Raw genomic sequence first — 17,700 nt, 5'->3', positions numbered from 1 at the left:
CCGCCGACTGACGATTTGTGGTAAAAAGCAGCATTTCCACGTCTTGCCGAACCGCCGGGCCTTGATCCCGAGGCGGCTCATGCCCATATAGAATGGGAGACTGCCCCTTCTGGGCAGATAGGGGGACCGTTTAAACGGCCCTCAAAGACGTAAAGATGACGTCGCTTCCCGGCGACCCAGAAAGGTGAAGTAGATGAATACCAAGTTTGATGAACTGCTGGAGTTCCCCTGCAAGTTCCCGTTCAAGGTGCTCGGCGTGGCCGATCCCGCCCTGCCCGACATGGTGGTGGAAGTGCTGCAGCAACACGCCCCCGGCACCTACAGCCCGACCGTCCAGCCGAGCTCCAAGGGCAACTATCACTCGGTACGGGTGACGGTCACAGCCCATAGCAAGGAACATATCGAAGCCATGTACACCGCTCTTGGCAAGATCGAGCTGGTTCGCTACGTCCTGTAAGTCGCCTCTCTCGCCCCGCCATCGGGGCGACTGATTATTTGCCAGCCGGCGACACGCGCCGGCCGACCCAAGCGCCTGTCAGTGAGGAAAGATGTCACCCGAAACGCCCGCCGAGCCACAATCGCCCCCGAGCCAGCTGTTCGTCAGACAGCTGGGCCGTCGTCCCTACCAGCCGGTGTGGGATGCCATGAAGGCGTTCACCGACAACCGCACCCCCGACACCCCCGACGAGTTCTGGGTGGTGGAGCACGACCCCGTCTACACCCAGGGTCAGGCCGGCAAGGCCGAACACCTGCTCGCCCCCGGCGACATCCCGGTGGTGCAGAGCGATCGCGGCGGTCAGGTGACCTATCACGGCCCGGGCCAGCTGGTGCTCTACGTGCTGGTGGACGTGCGCCGCAGCAAGCTCTCGGTACGCGAGCTGGTGACCTGCCTCGAAACCGCCATCATCAACACCCTGGCCAAGAGCGGGATCGAGGTTTATGCCAAACCCGATGCCCCCGGCGTCTACGTGAAGAGCGATCTGGGCATGGAGGCCAAGCTGGCTTCCCTGGGTCTGCGTATTCGCAAGGGCTGCTCCTTCCACGGGCTGGCCCTCAACGTCGACATGGACATGACCCCCTTCCTGCGCATCAACCCGTGCGGCTATGCGGGCATGGCCATGACCCAGACCAGCGCCCTGGGCGGCCCCCGGAGCGTGGCCGAGGCACAGTCCCTGCTGGTGACGGAGCTGGCCCGCCTGATCGGCTACCAAGAGATCACGAATACCGAAGAGGCGGCATGAGCAGGCTCATGCCGCGCGGCCATGAGGGCACAGCGATGCCCCTGGTGGCCATCAACCAGACAATAACAAACACCGAGAGTGAATCATGAGCAAACCCGTTCGTATGGAGCCGGGCGTCAAGCTGCGCGATGGCGACAAGATGGCCCTGATCCCGGTGAAATTCATGCCGGATCCCAACGAGGAAGTGCTGCGCAAGCCGGACTGGATGCGGATCAAGCTGCCGCCGTCGAGCCAGAAGATCGAGCACATCAAGAGCACCCTGCGCAAGAACAAGCTGCACTCTGTGTGTGAGGAAGCCTCCTGCCCGAACCTGGCGGAGTGCTTCAACCACGGCACCGCCACCTTCATGATCATGGGCGCCATCTGCACCCGTCGCTGCCCCTTCTGCGACGTGGCCCACGGCCGCCCGCTGCCGCTGGATCCGGAGGAGCCGAAGAAGCTGGCGCTGACCATCAAGGAGATGAACCTCAAGTACGTGGTGATCACCTCGGTGGACCGCGACGATCTGCGCGACGGCGGTGCCCAGCACTTCGCCGACTGCATCAAGGAGATCCGCGAGCACAGCCCACAGACCCGCATCGAGATCCTGACCCCGGACTTCCGCGGCCGGATGGAGCAGGCGCTGGAGGTGTTCCGCGAGACCCCGCCTGACGTCTTCAACCACAACCTGGAAACCGCCCCGCGCATGTATCGGGTCGCCCGCCCCGGCGCCGACTACAAGTGGTCCCTGGAGCTCTTGCGCCGCATCAAGGAGATGCACCCGCACGTGCCCACCAAGTCCGGTCTGATGATGGGCCTTGGCGAGACCAACGAGGAGATAGTCCAGGTGCTCAAGGACTTGCGCGAGCACGGCGTCAACATGCTGACCCTGGGCCAGTACCTGCAGCCGAGCCGTCACCACCTGCCGGTGAAGCGCTACGTGCCGCCCGCAGAGTTCGACGAGCTGAAAGACGTGGCCATGGAGCTCGGCTTCAGCCACGCCGCCTGCGGCCCCTTCGTGCGTTCGTCCTACCATGCGGACCTGCAGGCCAAGGGCGAAGAGGTTAAATAACCTCGCACGAAAGAGAGGTCAAGCAAGCCTCCCCGCCACAGACAGAAAAGAGCGCCCTTGGGCGCTCTTTTTATTGAGCATTCCGGACTCGGCCATCCCGGCCAGCCCCTTGGCTAGCCCTGGGCTCCGGGGTTAAGGTAGCGACTCCCTTTCCTTGAGTGAAACGCCGGATGCCGACCCCTATCGTTCGCCTGATCCCCATGGATGAGGCGCATTTCCCCGCCTATCGCGACTACTTCATCGACGACTACGCCCGGGATCTCGCCAGCAACCACGGGCTGACCCAGGCCGAGGCCCGCCAGCAGGCCGAAGCCTCCCTGCGGCAATACCTGCCCCAAGGGGCCGCCACGCCGGGTCAGAGCCTGCTCTGCATCATCCCTGTCAATGACACTGTGAATGACAATGTCGGGAGCGCAGTCGCCCCCATCGCCGGCTATCTCTGGCACAGCATCGACGGCGCCGCCCACAGCACCTTTATCTATGACTTCTACACACTCCCGCCCCATCGCGGCCTGGGGTATGGCAAGGCCGCCATGGCGGTGCTGGAGGCCGAGTTGAAGTGCCTTGGCGTCAGCCAGATCAAGCTGAGGGTCGCCCAGGACAACCCACGGGCACTGGCGCTCTATCAGGAGCTGGGGTTCGTTATCACCGGCTACAACATGGCCAAAACGCTGGGTTGATAGCTCCCGCCATCAACCCTCTTCCCGGTTTCAGTCGTGCGGGCACTCAGAGCGAGATCCCGGAAAACGACATGAAGCCCAGCGACATCAGCCCCGCCACGATAAAGGTGATGCCGATGCCGCGCAGCCCCTCTGGCACATCCGAATACTTCATCTTCTGGCGCAGACCGGCGATGGCGACGATGGCCAGCAGCCAGCCCAGTCCTGAGCCCGCTCCATACACTACGGATTCGATAAAGTCGTAATCCCGCTGGGCCATGAACATCACCCCGCCGAAGATGGCGCAGTGCACCGTCAGCAACGGCAGATAGATGCCGAGGGCGTGGTGGAGCGCCGGGAAGTGCTTGTCCAGCACCATCTCCATCACCTGCACCAGGGCCGCCAGCACCCCGATATAGACGATGAAATCGAGAAAGCTCAGATCAAACTCGCCGAGAAAGGTACTGTCCGGACGCAGGATATGGTGGTAGATCAGGTTGTTGAGGGGGATGGCGATCACCATGACCACCAGCACCGTCATGCCGAGGCCGAAGGCGGTGTTGATGTTCTTGGAGACGGCCAGGAAGGTGCACATGCCGAGGAAGAAGGCCAGGGCCAGGTTTTCCACGAAGATCGACTGAATGAACAGGTTGACGTAATAGTCCATGAATGGGGCTCACCACTTGTCTGCATCGAGAGAGGGGTCGCTGCAGGCCGACGGGCCGCGGCGACACGGGATGACAAAAAGGCACGGGCGCGATCGGGACACAGGAACGACGCCCTGTGCCCGGTCGGATCAGCAACGGGAAAGCTCCCGCCCAACGCCCGCGAGGGATGAGACGCTAGTCCCCCTGGCAGAAGCGAAATTGCAGGTGGTGGCAGCGAAGCCGCCGAGTGTGCAGATAGCCGAAGCAGTCAGGCAACTGCCTGAAGTAGATGAGGGGCAAAAAGAACAGCAGGCCGCAGAGCAGGCCGAGGATCTCGTGCTGGAACCAGGCCAGTAGCATCTGGTAGGGCTCGGGGTGGTTGGCGCCTTCCAGCCGCCGTCCCTGCTCGAAGCCGAGCCGCCACTGTCCGCCCGGCGGCAGGCTGACGCTGTTGATAAGCCCGGGATCAGCCGGCTCATGCAACTGCATCGAGGCGCCCTGGCCGACCGCAGCCTGACGTACGGCTGCACCGACCTCTGCCGCAGCGAAGGCGGCAAGCCACATAAGGCTGGCGATGGCGAGGGCCATCAGCCAGGTCGAGCGTCGGCCAGCGGGTGACAAGCGGGGAGTCCCTTCTTTAAAAGAGGATTCAGCGAGGCCGAATATATCACAATTCATCTTTTTATTGAATTCGAAACCCTGCAAACACCCACGAATTGATACTAAAAACCCTCGTTATCAATAAATCTGGCAATTAAAAACCACAATGAGCACACGGGGCACTCTCTTTACCCTCACGGTGCCCCTCACTCCTGCACAAAGGCTGGGTGGTAGCACACTTCGCCACTGGGCATGGCGGCGCCGAACGAGCGGGCCATGAAGTACTCGGCCGGCACGCCGGGCAGCGTCAACCCCGGCTCGGACACGAAGCCGAAACGGCCGTAGAAGCCGGGATCCCCCAGCACCACGCAACCGGCCGCCCCCATCCCCTTGATCTCGGCCAGACCCGCATCCATCAGTCGTGAACCCAGCCCCTTGCCGTGCAGCACAGGAGAGACCGAAATGGGGCCAAGACCATACCACGGCTCGCTGCCATCGCTGATGGTCACCGGCGAGAAGCAGAGGTGGCCGACCACCCGGCCTTCCAGCTCCGCCACCAGCGACAGGCTGAGTGCCCCGGCCTGGCGCAAGGCGCGCACGATCAGCTGTTCGTTGTGATCGGTATGGGGGGTATTGAGGAATGCGGCCACGGTCACCGCCTCAATGGCCTCGTGATCGGCGCCCGTTTCCGGTCGAATGAGGATGTTCATAGGGATTCTCCGTTTGTTCTCTTTCAATGAATGCTCTGATCAGGCGACCTGCAGGCAGCAGATCACATAGCCGTAGCTGCCCAGATACTGGCGGTGGATGGCCATTTCCTGGCTCAAGTCCTGCCAGGCGGGACTATGTCCCAGCTCGGCGCGATGACGCGCCAGATTGCGCTCGATGGGGTCCAGATAGTTATTCCAGGCACTCATCGGCAACGGGGTGTGCGACAGGCAGCGATAACCCGCCTCCTGCACCGTCTTCAGCAGACCAGCCAGGGTCTGCATGGCAGGATAATCCCGTTGCCAGAACGCCAGCGCCTCCTCTGGCGGCGTGTCCGTCAGCCACACCAGGTCGCTCAGCACCAGGCAGGCAGCAGGGCCGGCAAGGTGCGCCCGCCAGGCTTTCAGCGCATTGGCCACCCCTATGGTGTAGGCGCTCCCCTCGGCCCAGATGAGATCGGCGGGGGCAAGTTCCATGGGCAAGTCCGCCAAATTGGCGCACAGGGTGGTGACCTGACCCAGCCCCGCCGCACTGGCCGATCTCGCCACGGCGGCCAGCGCCTCCTCGTCCAGATCGATGGCCACGATGGTGGCGTCCGTCACCTGTGCCAGCGCCAGAGTGGCGGCGCCACGCCCACAGCCCATGTCGAGGATCCGACGAGGCTGGCTGGGCAGCGCGGCAAACTGCTGCTGGGTGAAGAGGCTATCGCCCGGCCCCCAATAGCTCATGCCATCCAGCAGCAGCTTGAAATCCCGGATGTAACGCTCATGTTCGTTCATGTCTTTGCTCAGCCATTGCAGGTGGTAACGCTCTTTTTCACTGAATCCCTGCTTCATCACCCAGGCAAAGTAAGCCTGCGGGGCTTGATGCTGCAGTTGCCGCTGCCAGGCCTTGAACTCGTCGCCGGAGTGCGCACGCAAACCGGCGAGATCCGCCAGCAAATCCCGGGCGCGCTGCATCCGCGCCAGCTCTTCATCCAGCTCCCTGACCCGGGCTTCCAGTGTCGCCTGCTCCAGCTCGCCCGCCAGACAGGCGAGACACTGCTTGAGGCTGAGCCCGCCGGCCTGCAGGGCCTGTACCATCCGCAGCCGCTGCAGATCTTCATCGTCGTAGTGGCGATAGCCGTTGGCGGCCCTCGTTCCCGCAATCACCCCCAGCTTCTCGTAATAGAGCAGGGTGGAGCGGGCCAGGCCGCAGCGCCGGGCCAGTTCGGATATTTTCATGACAGCGACTCGCAATGGGGTCTGTGACCCGATGCAGGGAAGCTTAAACTGTGAAGCAATAGACGGGTCAACGGCAAAATCCGGGTTCACACCATAAAAAAACGGCCACCCTGGGGTGACCGTCATCGGCAGCAAGAGAGACTCGCGGGAATCAGAGGCCGGCGGCCTCCAGATGCTCCACCAGCAGCTGCACGCTGCGGTTGCCGCGCCACTCGTTGACGTCGAGCCGGTAGACCAGCCGCACCCGCTTCACCGAGGCGTCGGGCCAGCGCTGCAAGTCGACGCCAAAGGCGATGGCATCCACCGCGTGGCCGGAATCCGTGGTCAGCATCATCTTGAGGTGCTTCTCCCCCACCAGCCGCTGCTGCACCAGCACGAATTCGCCATCGAACAGCGGCTCGGGGAAGGCCTGACCCCAGGGGCCGGAGGCGCGGATCAGCTCCGCCAGCTCCAGACTCAGCTCATCGGGCAGCAGCTCGCCATCGGTGAGCAGCACCCCGGTCAACAGCTCAGGCGTCACCAGCTCGCCGATGACCGCCTCGAAAGCCCGACCGAAGGCCTCGATATTGGCCTTGGGCAGGGTCAGCCCGGCCGCCATGGCGTGACCGCCAAACTTGCCCATCAGGCCGGGATGGCGGGTGTCGAGCAGTTCCAGCGCATCGCGCAGATGCACACCGGGGATGGAGCGCCCGGAGCCCTTGAGCTCGGTCTCGCTGCTCTGCGCAAACGCGATGACCGGGCGGTAGTACTTCTCCTTTACCTTGGAGGCCACCAGCCCCACCACCCCCTGATGCCACTCGTCCCGGTGCAACACTATGCCGGAGGGCACCTCGCCGTCACGAAAACGGATCTGCTCCAAAGTGGCGAGCGCCTCCTGCTGCATCCCCTGCTCGATCTCCTTGCGCTCCTGGTTGAGGCTGTCCATTTCGGATGCGAACTGGCGCGCCAGGTTGATGTCGTCACAGAGCAGACAGGCGACCCCGAGGGACATGTCATCGAGCCGGCCCACCGCGTTGAGGCGCGGCCCCAACGCAAAGCCGAGATCGGCGGCGCACAGGCGACGACCGTCGCGGCCCGACACGTCCACCAGCGCCTGGATGCCGGGGCGACAACGGCCGGCCCGGATCCGCTGCAAACCCTGATGAACCAGGATGCGGTTGTTGCCATCCAGCGCCACCACGTCAGCGACCGTACCGAGGGCCACCAGATCGAGGTAATCCGCCACGTTGGGGGCGCGCAGACCCTGGCGCTCATACCAGCTGCTCTGGCGCAGATGGGTGTTGAGGGCGGCCATCAGATAGAAGGCGACCCCGACCCCGGCCAGCGACTTGGAGGGAAAGTCGCAGCCATGCTGGTTGGGGTTCACGATGGCATCGGCGTCAGGCAGCTCCTGACCCGGCAAATGGTGATCGGTAACCAGTACCTGCATGCCGGCCGCCTTGGCCGCCGCCACCCCGGCGATGCTGGAGATGCCGTTGTCCACCGTGATCAGGAACTCGGCGCCGCGGGCCACCGCCAGCTCGACGATCTCCGGGGTGAGGCCATAACCGAACTCGAAGCGGTTGGGCACCAGAAAATCGATGTGGCGACCGCCCATGGCGCGCAGGGCCAGCACGCACAGGGCCGAGCTGGTGGCGCCGTCGCAGTCGAAGTCACCGACGATGAGGATCCGTTTCTGGGCCGCCAAGGCGTCAGCCAGCAGTGGCACCGCCTGCTCCATGCCGAACAGGCGCTGGGGCGGCAGCAGCTGGCTGGCGCTGCGCTCCAGCAGGGCGGGATCCTCCACCCCGCGGCTCGCGAAGATCTGGCGAAGCAGGGGGTGCAGGGTGGCGGGCAGATGGGAATCATCGACTCGCGGACGACGACGGATGTGCAGGGGCATGAATTCGATCCTGTCTTCTGAGGCTATGAGCTATGGCAGGCCGTATGATACACGCCTTGAGCGGATCGGCGAGGGGGGAGTTTGCGGGACCAGACTCTAGGAGGTCTGGACTTCAGGAGGCACAGGGGGGGCTGAGCGTTCCAGCACCCGGTAGAGGGTCAGCCTGGAGATCCCGAGATGGCGGGCAGCCTCGGTCACATTGTTGCCGCACAGTATCAGGGCCCGGCGCACGGCCTCGCACTCCGCCTCGGCCCTCACCAGGTTCAGCGGGCGAATGCCCCCCTCTGCCAGCGGCAGAGCCAGACCCAGATCCTGGTGATCGATGCGACACCCCTCGCACAGGACCAAGGCTCGCTCCAGCCGGTTCTTGAGCTCCCGCACATTGCCAGGCCAGTGATATTTCATCATCTGGTGAATGGCGCTGACCGTAAAACCGTGCACCTTGGGATTCAGACTACCCATCTTGTTCAGGAAATGGTGGGCCAGCAGCATGATATCCTCCCCCCGCTCACGCAGGGGTGGCAGCTCCAGATCCAGCACGCTGAGGCGGTAGAAGAGATCTGACCGGAAGTTCCCCTGTGCCATCTCTTTGTCCAGCATCCTGTTCGTCGCGGCAATCACGCGGATGTCCACCTCGATGGGCTCGGTGCCCCCCACCCTCACTATGGTGCGCTCCTGCAAGAACCTCAGCAGGTTGACTTGCATCTGCACCGGCAGCTCCCCTATCTCGTCGAGGAACAGGATCCCCTTGTGCGCCCTCTCCGCACAACCGATATGGCGCCGCCAGGCATCGGTGAAGGCCCCCTTCTCGTGGCCAAACAACTCCGACTGGATCAGGGTGGGTGGAATGGCACCGCAGTTGATGGCGACGAAGGGACCATTCGCCCGCTGGGAATGCCGATGGATGAGGCGAGCCACCAGCTCCTTGCCCGTACCGCTCTCCCCCTGCAACACGACAGACGAGTCCGCCTTGGCCAGTCGCTCCACCCGATGCATGAGCTGCTTCATGACGGGGCTGGCACCGATCAGCCCCCCCTCATCCTTGCCATGCCCGCAGGGGCGATGCCTCTCTCCCCTCAGGCAGGCGATGCCAAACGCATGGCCCAGTATGGCCAGCAGACGATCATCCTCCACCGGCAGGCTGTGATAATCGAAGCAGTAGTTCAGAAGCTGCTCCTGCATTCTGGGTAGCGCGAGCAGATGAGGGGGAGCGAGGGCAACCCAGACCATGGTGCCGCAGGTCTGGCGAAAGAGCGTCTCCACGGCCTCGGCCTCCCCCTCACTTAGCAGCACCACTCCCACTCTGGGAGCCTTCTGTACGTAGTGGCTGAAGGCCTCCTGCGGCGACGAGGCCGAACAGACCCGCCACCCAAGAGAGGATGCATTGGACGGAGGACGCCACACCTCGCTCGTGTTGACACACAGCAGCATACGAATTTCCATCAATGCCCCCCACCGCATGGCGGCACAAACAATGTGCAAAGTATTGGATAGAAGGTCGACTTGTGCCACTGATGAAACAGGGATGAAAACTCTCTCAAACGAGACCCAAAACCAACAAAAACCCATTAAAAACAATAAATTTGAAATATTTGCCAATTAAATCCGATCGCTCGCAAGACAATCATCCCCCTCACCATGTTCCACCTTGGAGACAGCATCAAAAAGCCCCCTTCGTTGTCCCATCGGCGTGTGCGCTAGGCGCGCGTCCCGGAGTGCATCATGTCATTAACAACGCCTCTTCAGATGCGTATTGAAACCCTTCTTTTTCTTTGTTTTTCAGCATATTGGCCTTGTGGAACAAAGCCTGCATTCCAGCTGCGCCCCCGGCTGTGCACACAGCACCGGACGACATGGACAACAACAAGCAGAAGGAATGCAACATGGATACCCGAGCAATACATCTCTGGCTACGCTGTTGGCAGCACGGCCTCCTCGCCCTGGCCTTGCTGTTGGCGCTCTGTGCTCCGGCACTGGCCGCCACGGCGGAGTCCCCCTTCGAGCTGGATGCCAACCCGCAGGATGACAATCCAGCCCTCAACAGCGATGACTGGGCCACCCCCCCCGACAGCGGAGCGGCAACCAAGTTCACCGGCATCATTCAGGACACCGCCCCCAGGACCATCTTCGAGGGGGGCAACAAGGACATACTGGATATAGACAAATGGAGCTGGAAGGATGGCTCCGTGCCCGACAAGGATGACCTGACCCACGCCTATGCCGCCGCCTACAACGAGGATAACGACCTGTTGCTCTACTTCGGTGCCGACAGGATCTCCAATGTGGGCGACGCCTTCATGGGGTTCTGGTTCTTCAAGCAGAAGGTCACCGCCCTGCCCAATGGCGGCTTCAGCGGCAAACACACAGTGGGGGACACCCTGGTGCTCATCAACTTCCCGCAGGCGAGCAACGCGGTTCCCTATCTGGCCGTGGTGACCTGGGATCCGACCTGCAGCAAGGCGACCAACAACAACCCGCAGCCGGGTCAATGCGCCGCCGCCAACCTGAGGCTCAAACTGCAGGGCTCGGGGGCCAACGACGTCGTCTGCGCCAATCAGGGCGGTGCCAACCTGGCCTGCGCCCTGACCAACACGGGTAATGTGCCCGTGCCCGCCAACACGCTGGCAAACGGTGTCAGCGGCCTGTGGAGCGATTACACCCCCAAGAGCGGCACCCAGGGCACCTTCCCCTTCGAGAGCTTCTTCGAGGGCGGGATCAACCTCAGCCAGATCGTCGGCGGCAGTGACGGCTGCTTCAGCAGCTTCATGGCCGAGACCCGCTCCTCCAGCTCCTTCACGGCAGCCTTGAAGGACTTCGTGCTGGACAACTTCGAACTGTGCAAGGTCGAGATCACCAAGGTCTGTACCGGCGGCGATATAAACGGCGACGATACGGGCTTCACCTACAGCTTCGAAGGCACCGTCACCAATGCAGGCTTCGGCACCATCTATGACGTCGTCGTCACCGACGACAACGGCACCCCGGCCGACACCAGCGATGACTTTGTCGTCGCGACCTTCGATTCCATAGCCAAGGGGGGATCAGAAGACTACAGCGGCAGCTTCGGCTCCGCCGGTAACGGACCGACCAACGGCGTCAGTGTCAAGGCCGCCTCCAGCGACGGTGGCACACTGTCCATCACCGCATCCGCTGCGGCAACCTGCCCCGTCGTCCAGCGAGAGCCCGGGATCAGCGTCACCAAGGCTTGCAGCACCAAAGTCATCGACGCCGGCAGCCAGCTCGTGCTCAGAGTCGACTACAGTGGTGAGGTCTGCAATACCACAGGGGTGGGTGACCCCAACTCCCCTGATTACAAGCCTCCTCTGAACCTGAGCGGTGTCACCGTGACCGACGACCCCAGCGGCAACGTGCATAACATAGGCACGCTGAATGCGGCAGACTGCAAGGACTATTCAGGATCCTACACGCCCAGCAGTGCAGGTTCGGAAGAGCCCGGCGCCATCTCCTTCAGCGATACCGTCACGGCCACGGGGACGGCTCCTCTCGGTTTTGGCAGCGACACCGACACGGCGACCGCCACCTGCCCGCTCTGCCCGACTTGCCCGGATTGCCCCACTCCTTAGGCATGACAGGTTTTAGTCACGCATGAACCACAGGGCCATGGTGCAGACCATGGCCCTTCTTCATGGCATCAAGGCTGGGAGTCTGCTCCCCCCATCGCCCCCCTCACGAACGCCGACGGGCACAGAGGCCACCACGCCCCGCAGTGAGCAAAGCGTTAATAGCGGCAGAGGCATAAATTTCTCGGGCATTGAGGTTGCCAATCGGGCTTGAGCCCCGCAAGCTAAACGTGACGACGGGAGGCATCATAGCCATCCCTCTGTTTTACAGATGTTTTATTGTTCAAAACCAGATGTGGTCACGCCACACGCCGTCCATTTTTAGGGGGAAAAATGAGTCTGATTCAAGAATTCAAGGCCTTTGCATCCAGAGGCAACGTGATCGACATGGCGGTCGGTATCATCATAGGCGCCGCCTTTGGCAAGATAGTCTCCTCCTTCGTGGGAGACGTCATCATGCCGCCCATCGGCCTGATCCTGGGCGGGGTGGACTTCAGCGATCTCGCCGTGACCCTGAAGGCAGCCGAGGGGGAAGCCCCGGCCGTGGTCATCGCCTACGGCAAGTTCATCCAGACCTGTATCGACTTCCTGATCATCTCCTTCGCCATCTTCATGGGGCTCAAGGCCATCAATACCCTGAAGAAGAAGCAGGAAGAGGAAGCCGCCGCACCGGCCGGCCCCACCAAGGATCAGGAGCTGCTGACCGAAATCCGCGACCTGCTCAAGTCCCAACAGGGGAAGTAAGCAGCCCGGTGTCACCGGCATCGCCAATACGCATGCCTGGCACCACCCCATAGCAAGAGGGAGGCCCTGTGGCCTCCCTCTCTCGTTGGCGAAGACTTCCCGTCTCCCCTCGCAGCCGGTCATCCCGACACGGATCTGTGCCAAGTCCCCTCCCCGGGGCGCGATGCCGGGGCGGGCGCCAAGCATGCCGGGCGATGGGGTTGTCTCAGCCTTGATACAGGGGATGCCCGAACTATCTGCCCCCCTGCCAGCAGTCACCAGCACCGCCTGGCACCCCGCCTCCCCTCTGCACGCTGGCGCAAGCTCCCCGCCATCACGTCTGCTGACGGGACCACCCCGGAGCGCCCCTGTTCCATCGCTGTAACAGGGGAGATATTTAAAAAAGCATTATTTATCAATTAATTATGCTCAAGACTTCGCCGTCGCCCCCATGCCGTCGTTACAACTTCGCGGACATCACCCCGTTTACGCGACCAAAACCCGAGCTAATTTCTTATTTTTCAAATATTTATGTGCTTGGTGCATTCCTTGCTGTAGGGGTGCTGTCTATCGATGCCCACCCCACAGGGCCGCGCCCGCCCCCCTGCGTTACTCGCAAGGGACAGGGCCTCCTTGTGGTCACGTTCAGGCCTGGGACATCACCCGGCCCAGGCAGTCGCAGCCGGGTGACATGGAACAAAAAACCACAGGATAGGAAGAGGGAAATGCTATGAAATCAAGTCAGCGCAATCGCCTGCTCAGATCCCTGACGCTCCCCCTCGGGGTCGTCATGCTGGGGGGACTCCACCTCACCCCGGCCTGGGCCGGCATCTTTCCGGGCCTGCAACAAGAGGCCTGCATGGCAGACGCCTATATTGCCAAGGGGGGTTCACTCTCGGGCGGCAGCCTCAACTGCACGGCCAAGGACATCGAGGTCTCCAAAGTGGTACCGGTGAATCCGAACCAGGAGTGTACCAACGGCCAGGTGTTCACCTTCAACGCAGACGTGACCATCAAGACCAACGCCAGTGAGCGTTATGACACCACCTTCTACCTGCCGAGAACGTCCCAGAGCCCGCAGGTGGTGCAGGGAGGAGCAAGAAACTGCAGCCTCGTGCTGCCCAAGGCGAGCGACGCCGGGGAGAATGGCCAGGTCGCCTATGTGAATCTGGAACCGAAGCTGAAGGCGACCGACTTCCTGGACACCTGCGGCGATATCACCAAGGCCAACGGCACCGATCAATACACGCTCTTCAACCAGCCCATCACCATGCTCTGCCAACCCAGCCCCACGGATCCCAACAAGGCCCTCTTCACCTACTGCGCGGCCTGGGACATCCAGAAGAGCCTCAGTTGCAGCGAGAGCACGGTTCCTCCCGGCGCCGTGCCCGCCACCAAGTCCAAGTGCAACTGTGACAGCTTCGCCATCAACGTGTTTATCAGACCCGAGCCGCCTGCCATTACCAAGACGGTCGAGCCGACCAGCCTGCCCGAGCCGGGTGGCGTGTTCACCTACAACCTGAGCTTCACCAACTCGAGCGTCGCCTCCTTGTATATCGCCAGCCTGAAGGATGAGATAGACGTGGGTGGAGATGGCTCCTACGACAAGAGCGTGGACCTCTGGGGCGCTACCGAGAGCGTCGGGACGGCGGACGGCATCTATCTGCTCAGCAGCACCTGTGCGAAACCCGCCGCGGGCTCGACGACGAAGGAGGTGCTGCCCAACGCCACCTACAGCTGTCAGTTCACCCTGCATATCAAGGATCGCGATCTGCCCAACGATCAGAGCCCCGAGAAGTACGTCGACAACATAGTGGCCCTGTTCAAGGACAAGAACGGCGGCACGGTCGGCGACGGCAGCACCTGCCCGACCGGCTTCCAGACCGCCGGCAACAACTGCAGCGGCGCCAAGCTGGTCGAGATCACCAATGTCCCGCCCACCATAGCGGTTGAGAAGACCCCCTCCACCGACGAGGTGCTGGAGCCGGGGGCCAATGTGACCTACACCATCAAGGTCACCAATACCGCGGGCGATCACGACGATCCGCTCACCCTGACCAGCCTGGTGGACGACAAGTTCGGCGATCTGGACGGACAGGGCACCTGCGATCTCGGCAGCGGCGTGGCCCTGTACAAGGGCACCCCCTTCCAGTGCAGCGTCACCGAGTTTGTCGGTGGCAACGCCGGCGATGTGCACACCAACAAGGTGACCGCCAAGGCCCTGGACAACGAAGGGGATGAGGCAACGGGAGAGGACAGCGCCACCGTCAACATCAATGACGTGGCATCGACCATCACGCTGCAAAAGGATGCCGTCCCCGTCAGTGTGCCCGAGACGGGCGACTCCGATGAGAAACGTTCGGTGGCCTATACCTTCACCTTCTCCGTCGATGCCAATGGCGTGGACAAGGTCACCTTCAATGACCTGGATGATGACGTGTTCGGCAATCTGACCAGCCAGTGCCAGGTCAACAGGAAGAACGGTGACCCGCTCGTGCCCGCCGTGGCGCTGGCCGGCTTCGTCCTGAGCCCGGGCGAGTCGGCCAGTTGCACCCTCTCCAAGGATCTGCAGGGCAATGCTGATGAGAGTCACACCAACACGGCAACCATCAGCGGCAAGGATGAGGACAATCAGACCGTGACCGACAGCGATGATGCCACTGTGGAGTTCACCGATGTCCCCCCCGACATCACCAAGCTCTTTGCCCTCAAGGCCGCCGGCTTTGTCCGCATCAGCAACAACGGAGTGGACACCCTGACCGTCACCTCCCTGACCTTCAAGGGAGTCGATGTGGCCGATGGGAACGGGATCCCGGGCAGCTTCACCCTCTACGATGAGCCGGGGGTGAGTACCCATGAAGCCGGCTTCGGGCCCTTCGCCTTCTGCACCACTGGGGGGGCCATACTGCCCGGCGGCCACTATGACTGCGCCTTCGTGCTGGAGCTCGAACCCGGGCTCGCCGATCTCGGCAACATCGATCTGAAGGCGATCAACCCGGAACCTCTGGTGGTCACCCTGAAGGATGACGAACTCAACGAGGTCAAGGCCGAAGTGGAGGTCACCATCCAGACCCTGGAATGATGATGCAGTGAAACAGGCCGGGAAACTGGCTATTGAGGGGGAGACGGCTGAACCGTCGCCCCCTTTCTTTGTCCGGGCACGGGAGCCTAGGCGCGGGGATGGTGCTGGCCGTGCAGCGCCTTGAGCCGCTCGTTCGCCACGTGGGTGTAGATCTGGGTGGTGGAGAGATCCGCGTGCCCCAGCAGCATCTGCACTACCCGCAGGTCGGCGCCGTGGTTGAGCAGATGGGTGGCGAAGGCGTGGCGCAGGGTGTGGGGAGAGAGCTCGCCCTGGATACCGGCGCGCTGGGCATAGAGTTTGATGCGATGCCAGAAGGTCTGGCGGGTCATCATGCGCGCCTGCTTGGAAGGGAACACCACGTCCGAGCTGGTGCCCCCGAGCAGCAGGGTGCGCGCCTCCCGGTAGTAGCGCTCCAGCCAGTGCACTGCCTCCTCCCCCATGGGCACCAGCCGCTCCTTGTTGCCCTTGCCGACCACCCGCACCAGCCCCTGGCGCAGGCTGACGTGCTCGGCGGTCAGCCCCACCAGCTCGGAGACCCGCAGCCCGGTGGCATAGAGCAGCTCGAGCATCGCCTTGTCGCGCAGCTCCAGCGGGTCATCCACCAGGGGCGCCATGAGCAGCGCCTCCACCTCGGCCTCGCTCAAATCGGCGGGGAGCTTCTTGGGGAGCTTGGGCCCCTCCAGCAGCACGGTGGGATCGTCGCTGCGCAGCTTCTCCCGGTTGAGGTACTGATAGAAGCGGCGCAAGGCCGACAGGAAGCGGGCCGTGCTGCTCGCGGCGAACTGATGGTCCACCCGCCAGGCGAGGTAGTGCTGGATGTCGTCCAGCCCGGCCAGCAGCAGGGAGCCCCCCTGCTCATCGAGCCAGAGGGCGAATTTTTCCAGATCGGTGCGATAGGCGCCGACCGTGTTGTCAGACAGCCCCCGCTCCAGCCAGAGGGCGTCGAGAAACGGCTCGATAAGGGGATGGGATTCAGCTTTGCTCATGGTACTCCGCGCTCAGGGAAACAGGGGGCCATTGTAGCGCGTCGACCCACCCGGGCCGCAAGGCAGGCTTCTCCATTGCCCGCCAGGCGGTGAAGCGCGCCGGGCAATCTGCTAGACTGGCGCCCTCCCCCGGGCGCCACCCTGCCGGTTGCCCGCCCCCCTGGCCTACTGCGATCAAGAGAAGAGCGATGAAGATAGGTTTGTTTTACGGCTCCACCACCTGCTACACCGAGATGGCCGCCGAGAAGATCCGCGCCCTCATCGGCCCCGAGCTGGTCGATCTCCACAACATCAAGGATGTCCCCCTCGTCCGCATGCAGGAGTACGACATCCTGATCCTGGGCATCTCCACCTGGGACTTCGGCGAGCTGCAGGAAGATTGGGAATCCCGCTGGGAAGACATCAGGGATGTGCATCTGGAGGGCCGCATCATCGCCCTGTTCGGCCTGGGCGATCAGCTGGGATATGGCGAGTGGTACCAGGATGCCCTCGGCCTCTTGCACGATCAGCTGGTGCCCAAGGGCGTCAAGCTGGTGGGCTACTGGCCCAACGAGGGGTACGAGTTCGACGCCTCCAAGGCGCTGATCGACGATGGCCGCCACTTCGTCGGCCTGGCCCTCGACGACGCCAATCAGTACGACCAGACCGAATCCCGCATCGAGCAGTGGGTCGACCAGATATTAAGCGAGATCCACGAGCTGCTCTGATCCAGGAAACTTGCATGTTCGATGATCCCTTGGATACGGATCGACGATGGCCATCATCTTGTCGTCGGCCTGGCCCTCGACGACGCCAACCAGTACGACCAGATCGCATCCCGCATCGAGCAGTGGGTCGACCAGATATTAAGCGAGATCCACGAGCAGCTCTGATCCTGGTAGCTTGCATGCTCGATGACCCCTTGGATACGGATCGACGATGGCCATCCTCTTGTCGTCGGTCTGACCCTCGACGATGCCAACCAGTACGACCAGATCGCATCCCGCATCGAGCAGTGGGTCGACCAGATATTAAGCGAGATCCACGAGCAGCTCTGATCCTGGTAGCTTGCATGCTCGATGACCCCTTGGATACGGATCGACGATGGCCATCATCTTGTCGTCGGCCTGACCCTCGACGAGACCCACGAACGGCTCTAATCCCACTGCCGGTGGCCCGATTTCGGGTAACCGGGCGCATAAATCGCACCGATTTTCTCGTTTGGTATCATCGCCTGACGCTATAGCGACTTTTGGCCTCTGGTCTGCAACAATGGGTTCGACACCCTATAACAACCTAAAGCCGGGTGTCGGAAGCAAACGGACAGACCAGAAAAGG

General features: G+C 62.4%; 16 protein-coding genes and 1 pseudogene. 10 read left to right on the top strand and 7 right to left on the bottom strand.

Annotated elements, in window-relative coordinates:
- Window positions 1–193 precede the first annotated feature (193 nt).
- From ybeD to R2B70_RS04975, 4 genes are all read left to right on the top strand, one after another.
- On the top strand, window positions 194–457 hold the full coding sequence (gene ybeD, locus R2B70_RS04990; RefSeq protein WP_042078900.1) for a DUF493 family protein YbeD: 264 nt from the start codon (window positions 194–196) through the stop codon (window positions 455–457).
- A 91-nt stretch (window positions 458–548) separates the two neighbouring features.
- Window positions 549–1,241, top strand: coding sequence for a lipoyl(octanoyl) transferase LipB (gene lipB, locus R2B70_RS04985; RefSeq protein ID WP_318162791.1), 693 nt, complete (start codon window positions 549–551; stop codon window positions 1,239–1,241).
- Window positions 1,242–1,326: 85 nt separating this feature from the next.
- Window positions 1,327–2,292, top strand: a complete 966-nt coding sequence (lipA, locus tag R2B70_RS04980; RefSeq protein ID WP_219143710.1) for a lipoyl synthase — start codon at window positions 1,327–1,329, stop codon at window positions 2,290–2,292.
- A 170-nt stretch (window positions 2,293–2,462) separates the two neighbouring features.
- Window positions 2,463–2,972, top strand: a complete 510-nt coding sequence (locus R2B70_RS04975) for a GNAT family N-acetyltransferase (protein WP_318162790.1) — start codon at window positions 2,463–2,465, stop codon at window positions 2,970–2,972.
- A gap of 46 nt (window positions 2,973–3,018) precedes the next feature.
- On the opposite strand, the gene nqrE is transcribed toward R2B70_RS04975, so the two are convergent.
- The 6 genes from nqrE to R2B70_RS04945 form a co-directional block, all read right to left on the bottom strand.
- Entirely contained in the window at window positions 3,019–3,618 is a 600-nt protein-coding gene (gene nqrE, locus R2B70_RS04970; protein WP_318162789.1) for an NADH:ubiquinone reductase (Na(+)-transporting) subunit E, read from the bottom strand.
- A 175-nt stretch (window positions 3,619–3,793) separates the two neighbouring features.
- Window positions 3,794–4,219, bottom strand: coding sequence for a hypothetical protein (locus tag R2B70_RS04965; protein WP_318162788.1), 426 nt, complete (start codon window positions 4,217–4,219; stop codon window positions 3,794–3,796).
- Between the two features lie 185 nt (window positions 4,220–4,404).
- Entirely contained in the window at window positions 4,405–4,908 is a 504-nt protein-coding gene (locus tag R2B70_RS04960) for an N-acetyltransferase (protein ID WP_318162787.1), read from the bottom strand.
- A gap of 39 nt (window positions 4,909–4,947) precedes the next feature.
- A complete protein-coding gene (locus tag R2B70_RS04955) occupies window positions 4,948–6,129 on the bottom strand; it encodes a MerR family transcriptional regulator (RefSeq protein ID WP_318162786.1) in 1,182 nt (393 codons plus the stop codon).
- A gap of 151 nt (window positions 6,130–6,280) precedes the next feature.
- Window positions 6,281–8,011: a single-stranded-DNA-specific exonuclease RecJ gene (recJ, locus tag R2B70_RS04950; RefSeq protein ID WP_042078893.1), complete on the bottom strand. Its 1,731-nt coding sequence runs from the start codon at window positions 8,009–8,011 to the stop codon at window positions 6,281–6,283.
- A gap of 96 nt (window positions 8,012–8,107) precedes the next feature.
- Window positions 8,108–9,442, bottom strand: coding sequence for a sigma-54 dependent transcriptional regulator (locus tag R2B70_RS04945; RefSeq protein ID WP_318162785.1), 1,335 nt, complete (start codon window positions 9,440–9,442; stop codon window positions 8,108–8,110).
- A gap of 452 nt (window positions 9,443–9,894) precedes the next feature.
- On the opposite strand from R2B70_RS04945, the gene R2B70_RS04940 reads away from it, so the two are divergent.
- The 3 genes from R2B70_RS04940 (at window position 9,895) to R2B70_RS04930 (ending at window position 15,397) form a co-directional block, all read left to right on the top strand.
- Window positions 9,895–11,595, top strand: coding sequence for a hypothetical protein (locus R2B70_RS04940; RefSeq protein ID WP_042078997.1), 1,701 nt, complete (start codon window positions 9,895–9,897; stop codon window positions 11,593–11,595).
- Window positions 11,596–11,925: 330 nt separating this feature from the next.
- Window positions 11,926–12,336 (top strand): large-conductance mechanosensitive channel protein MscL, encoded by a 411-nt coding sequence (gene mscL, locus R2B70_RS04935; RefSeq protein WP_042078892.1) that lies wholly within the window; start codon window positions 11,926–11,928, stop codon window positions 12,334–12,336.
- A 709-nt stretch (window positions 12,337–13,045) separates the two neighbouring features.
- On the top strand, window positions 13,046–15,397 hold the full coding sequence (locus R2B70_RS04930; protein WP_318162784.1) for a hypothetical protein: 2,352 nt from the start codon (window positions 13,046–13,048) through the stop codon (window positions 15,395–15,397).
- Between the two features lie 86 nt (window positions 15,398–15,483).
- Here R2B70_RS04930 and xerD read toward each other — a convergent pair whose 3' ends face one another.
- Window positions 15,484–16,383 (bottom strand): site-specific tyrosine recombinase XerD, encoded by a 900-nt coding sequence (xerD, locus tag R2B70_RS04925; protein ID WP_318162783.1) that lies wholly within the window; start codon window positions 16,381–16,383, stop codon window positions 15,484–15,486.
- 188 nt (window positions 16,384–16,571) lie between these two features.
- Between xerD and fldB the strand changes: the two genes are divergently transcribed.
- The 3 genes and pseudogenes from fldB to R2B70_RS04910 all read left to right on the top strand — a co-directional run bounded on the left by fldB (window position 16,572) and on the right by R2B70_RS04910 (window position 17,420).
- Window positions 16,572–17,090: a flavodoxin FldB gene (gene fldB, locus R2B70_RS04920; protein WP_042078890.1), complete on the top strand. Its 519-nt coding sequence runs from the start codon at window positions 16,572–16,574 to the stop codon at window positions 17,088–17,090.
- 63 nt (window positions 17,091–17,153) lie between these two features.
- Window positions 17,154–17,255 (top strand): annotated as a pseudogene (locus tag R2B70_RS04915) (flavodoxin FldB); the annotation flags it as partial.
- 21 nt (window positions 17,256–17,276) lie between these two features.
- Complete coding sequence (locus R2B70_RS04910; protein WP_412055159.1) at window positions 17,277–17,420, top strand: hypothetical protein; 144 nt, start codon at window positions 17,277–17,279, stop codon at window positions 17,418–17,420.
- The last annotated feature ends 280 nt before the right edge of the window (window positions 17,421–17,700 follow it).

This window comes from Aeromonas sp. XH, from assembly GCF_033348475.1.
Taxonomy (GTDB): Bacteria; Pseudomonadota; Gammaproteobacteria; order Enterobacterales; family Aeromonadaceae; genus Aeromonas; species Aeromonas sanarellii.
This window is presented reverse-complemented; position numbering and strand designations above follow the sequence as displayed.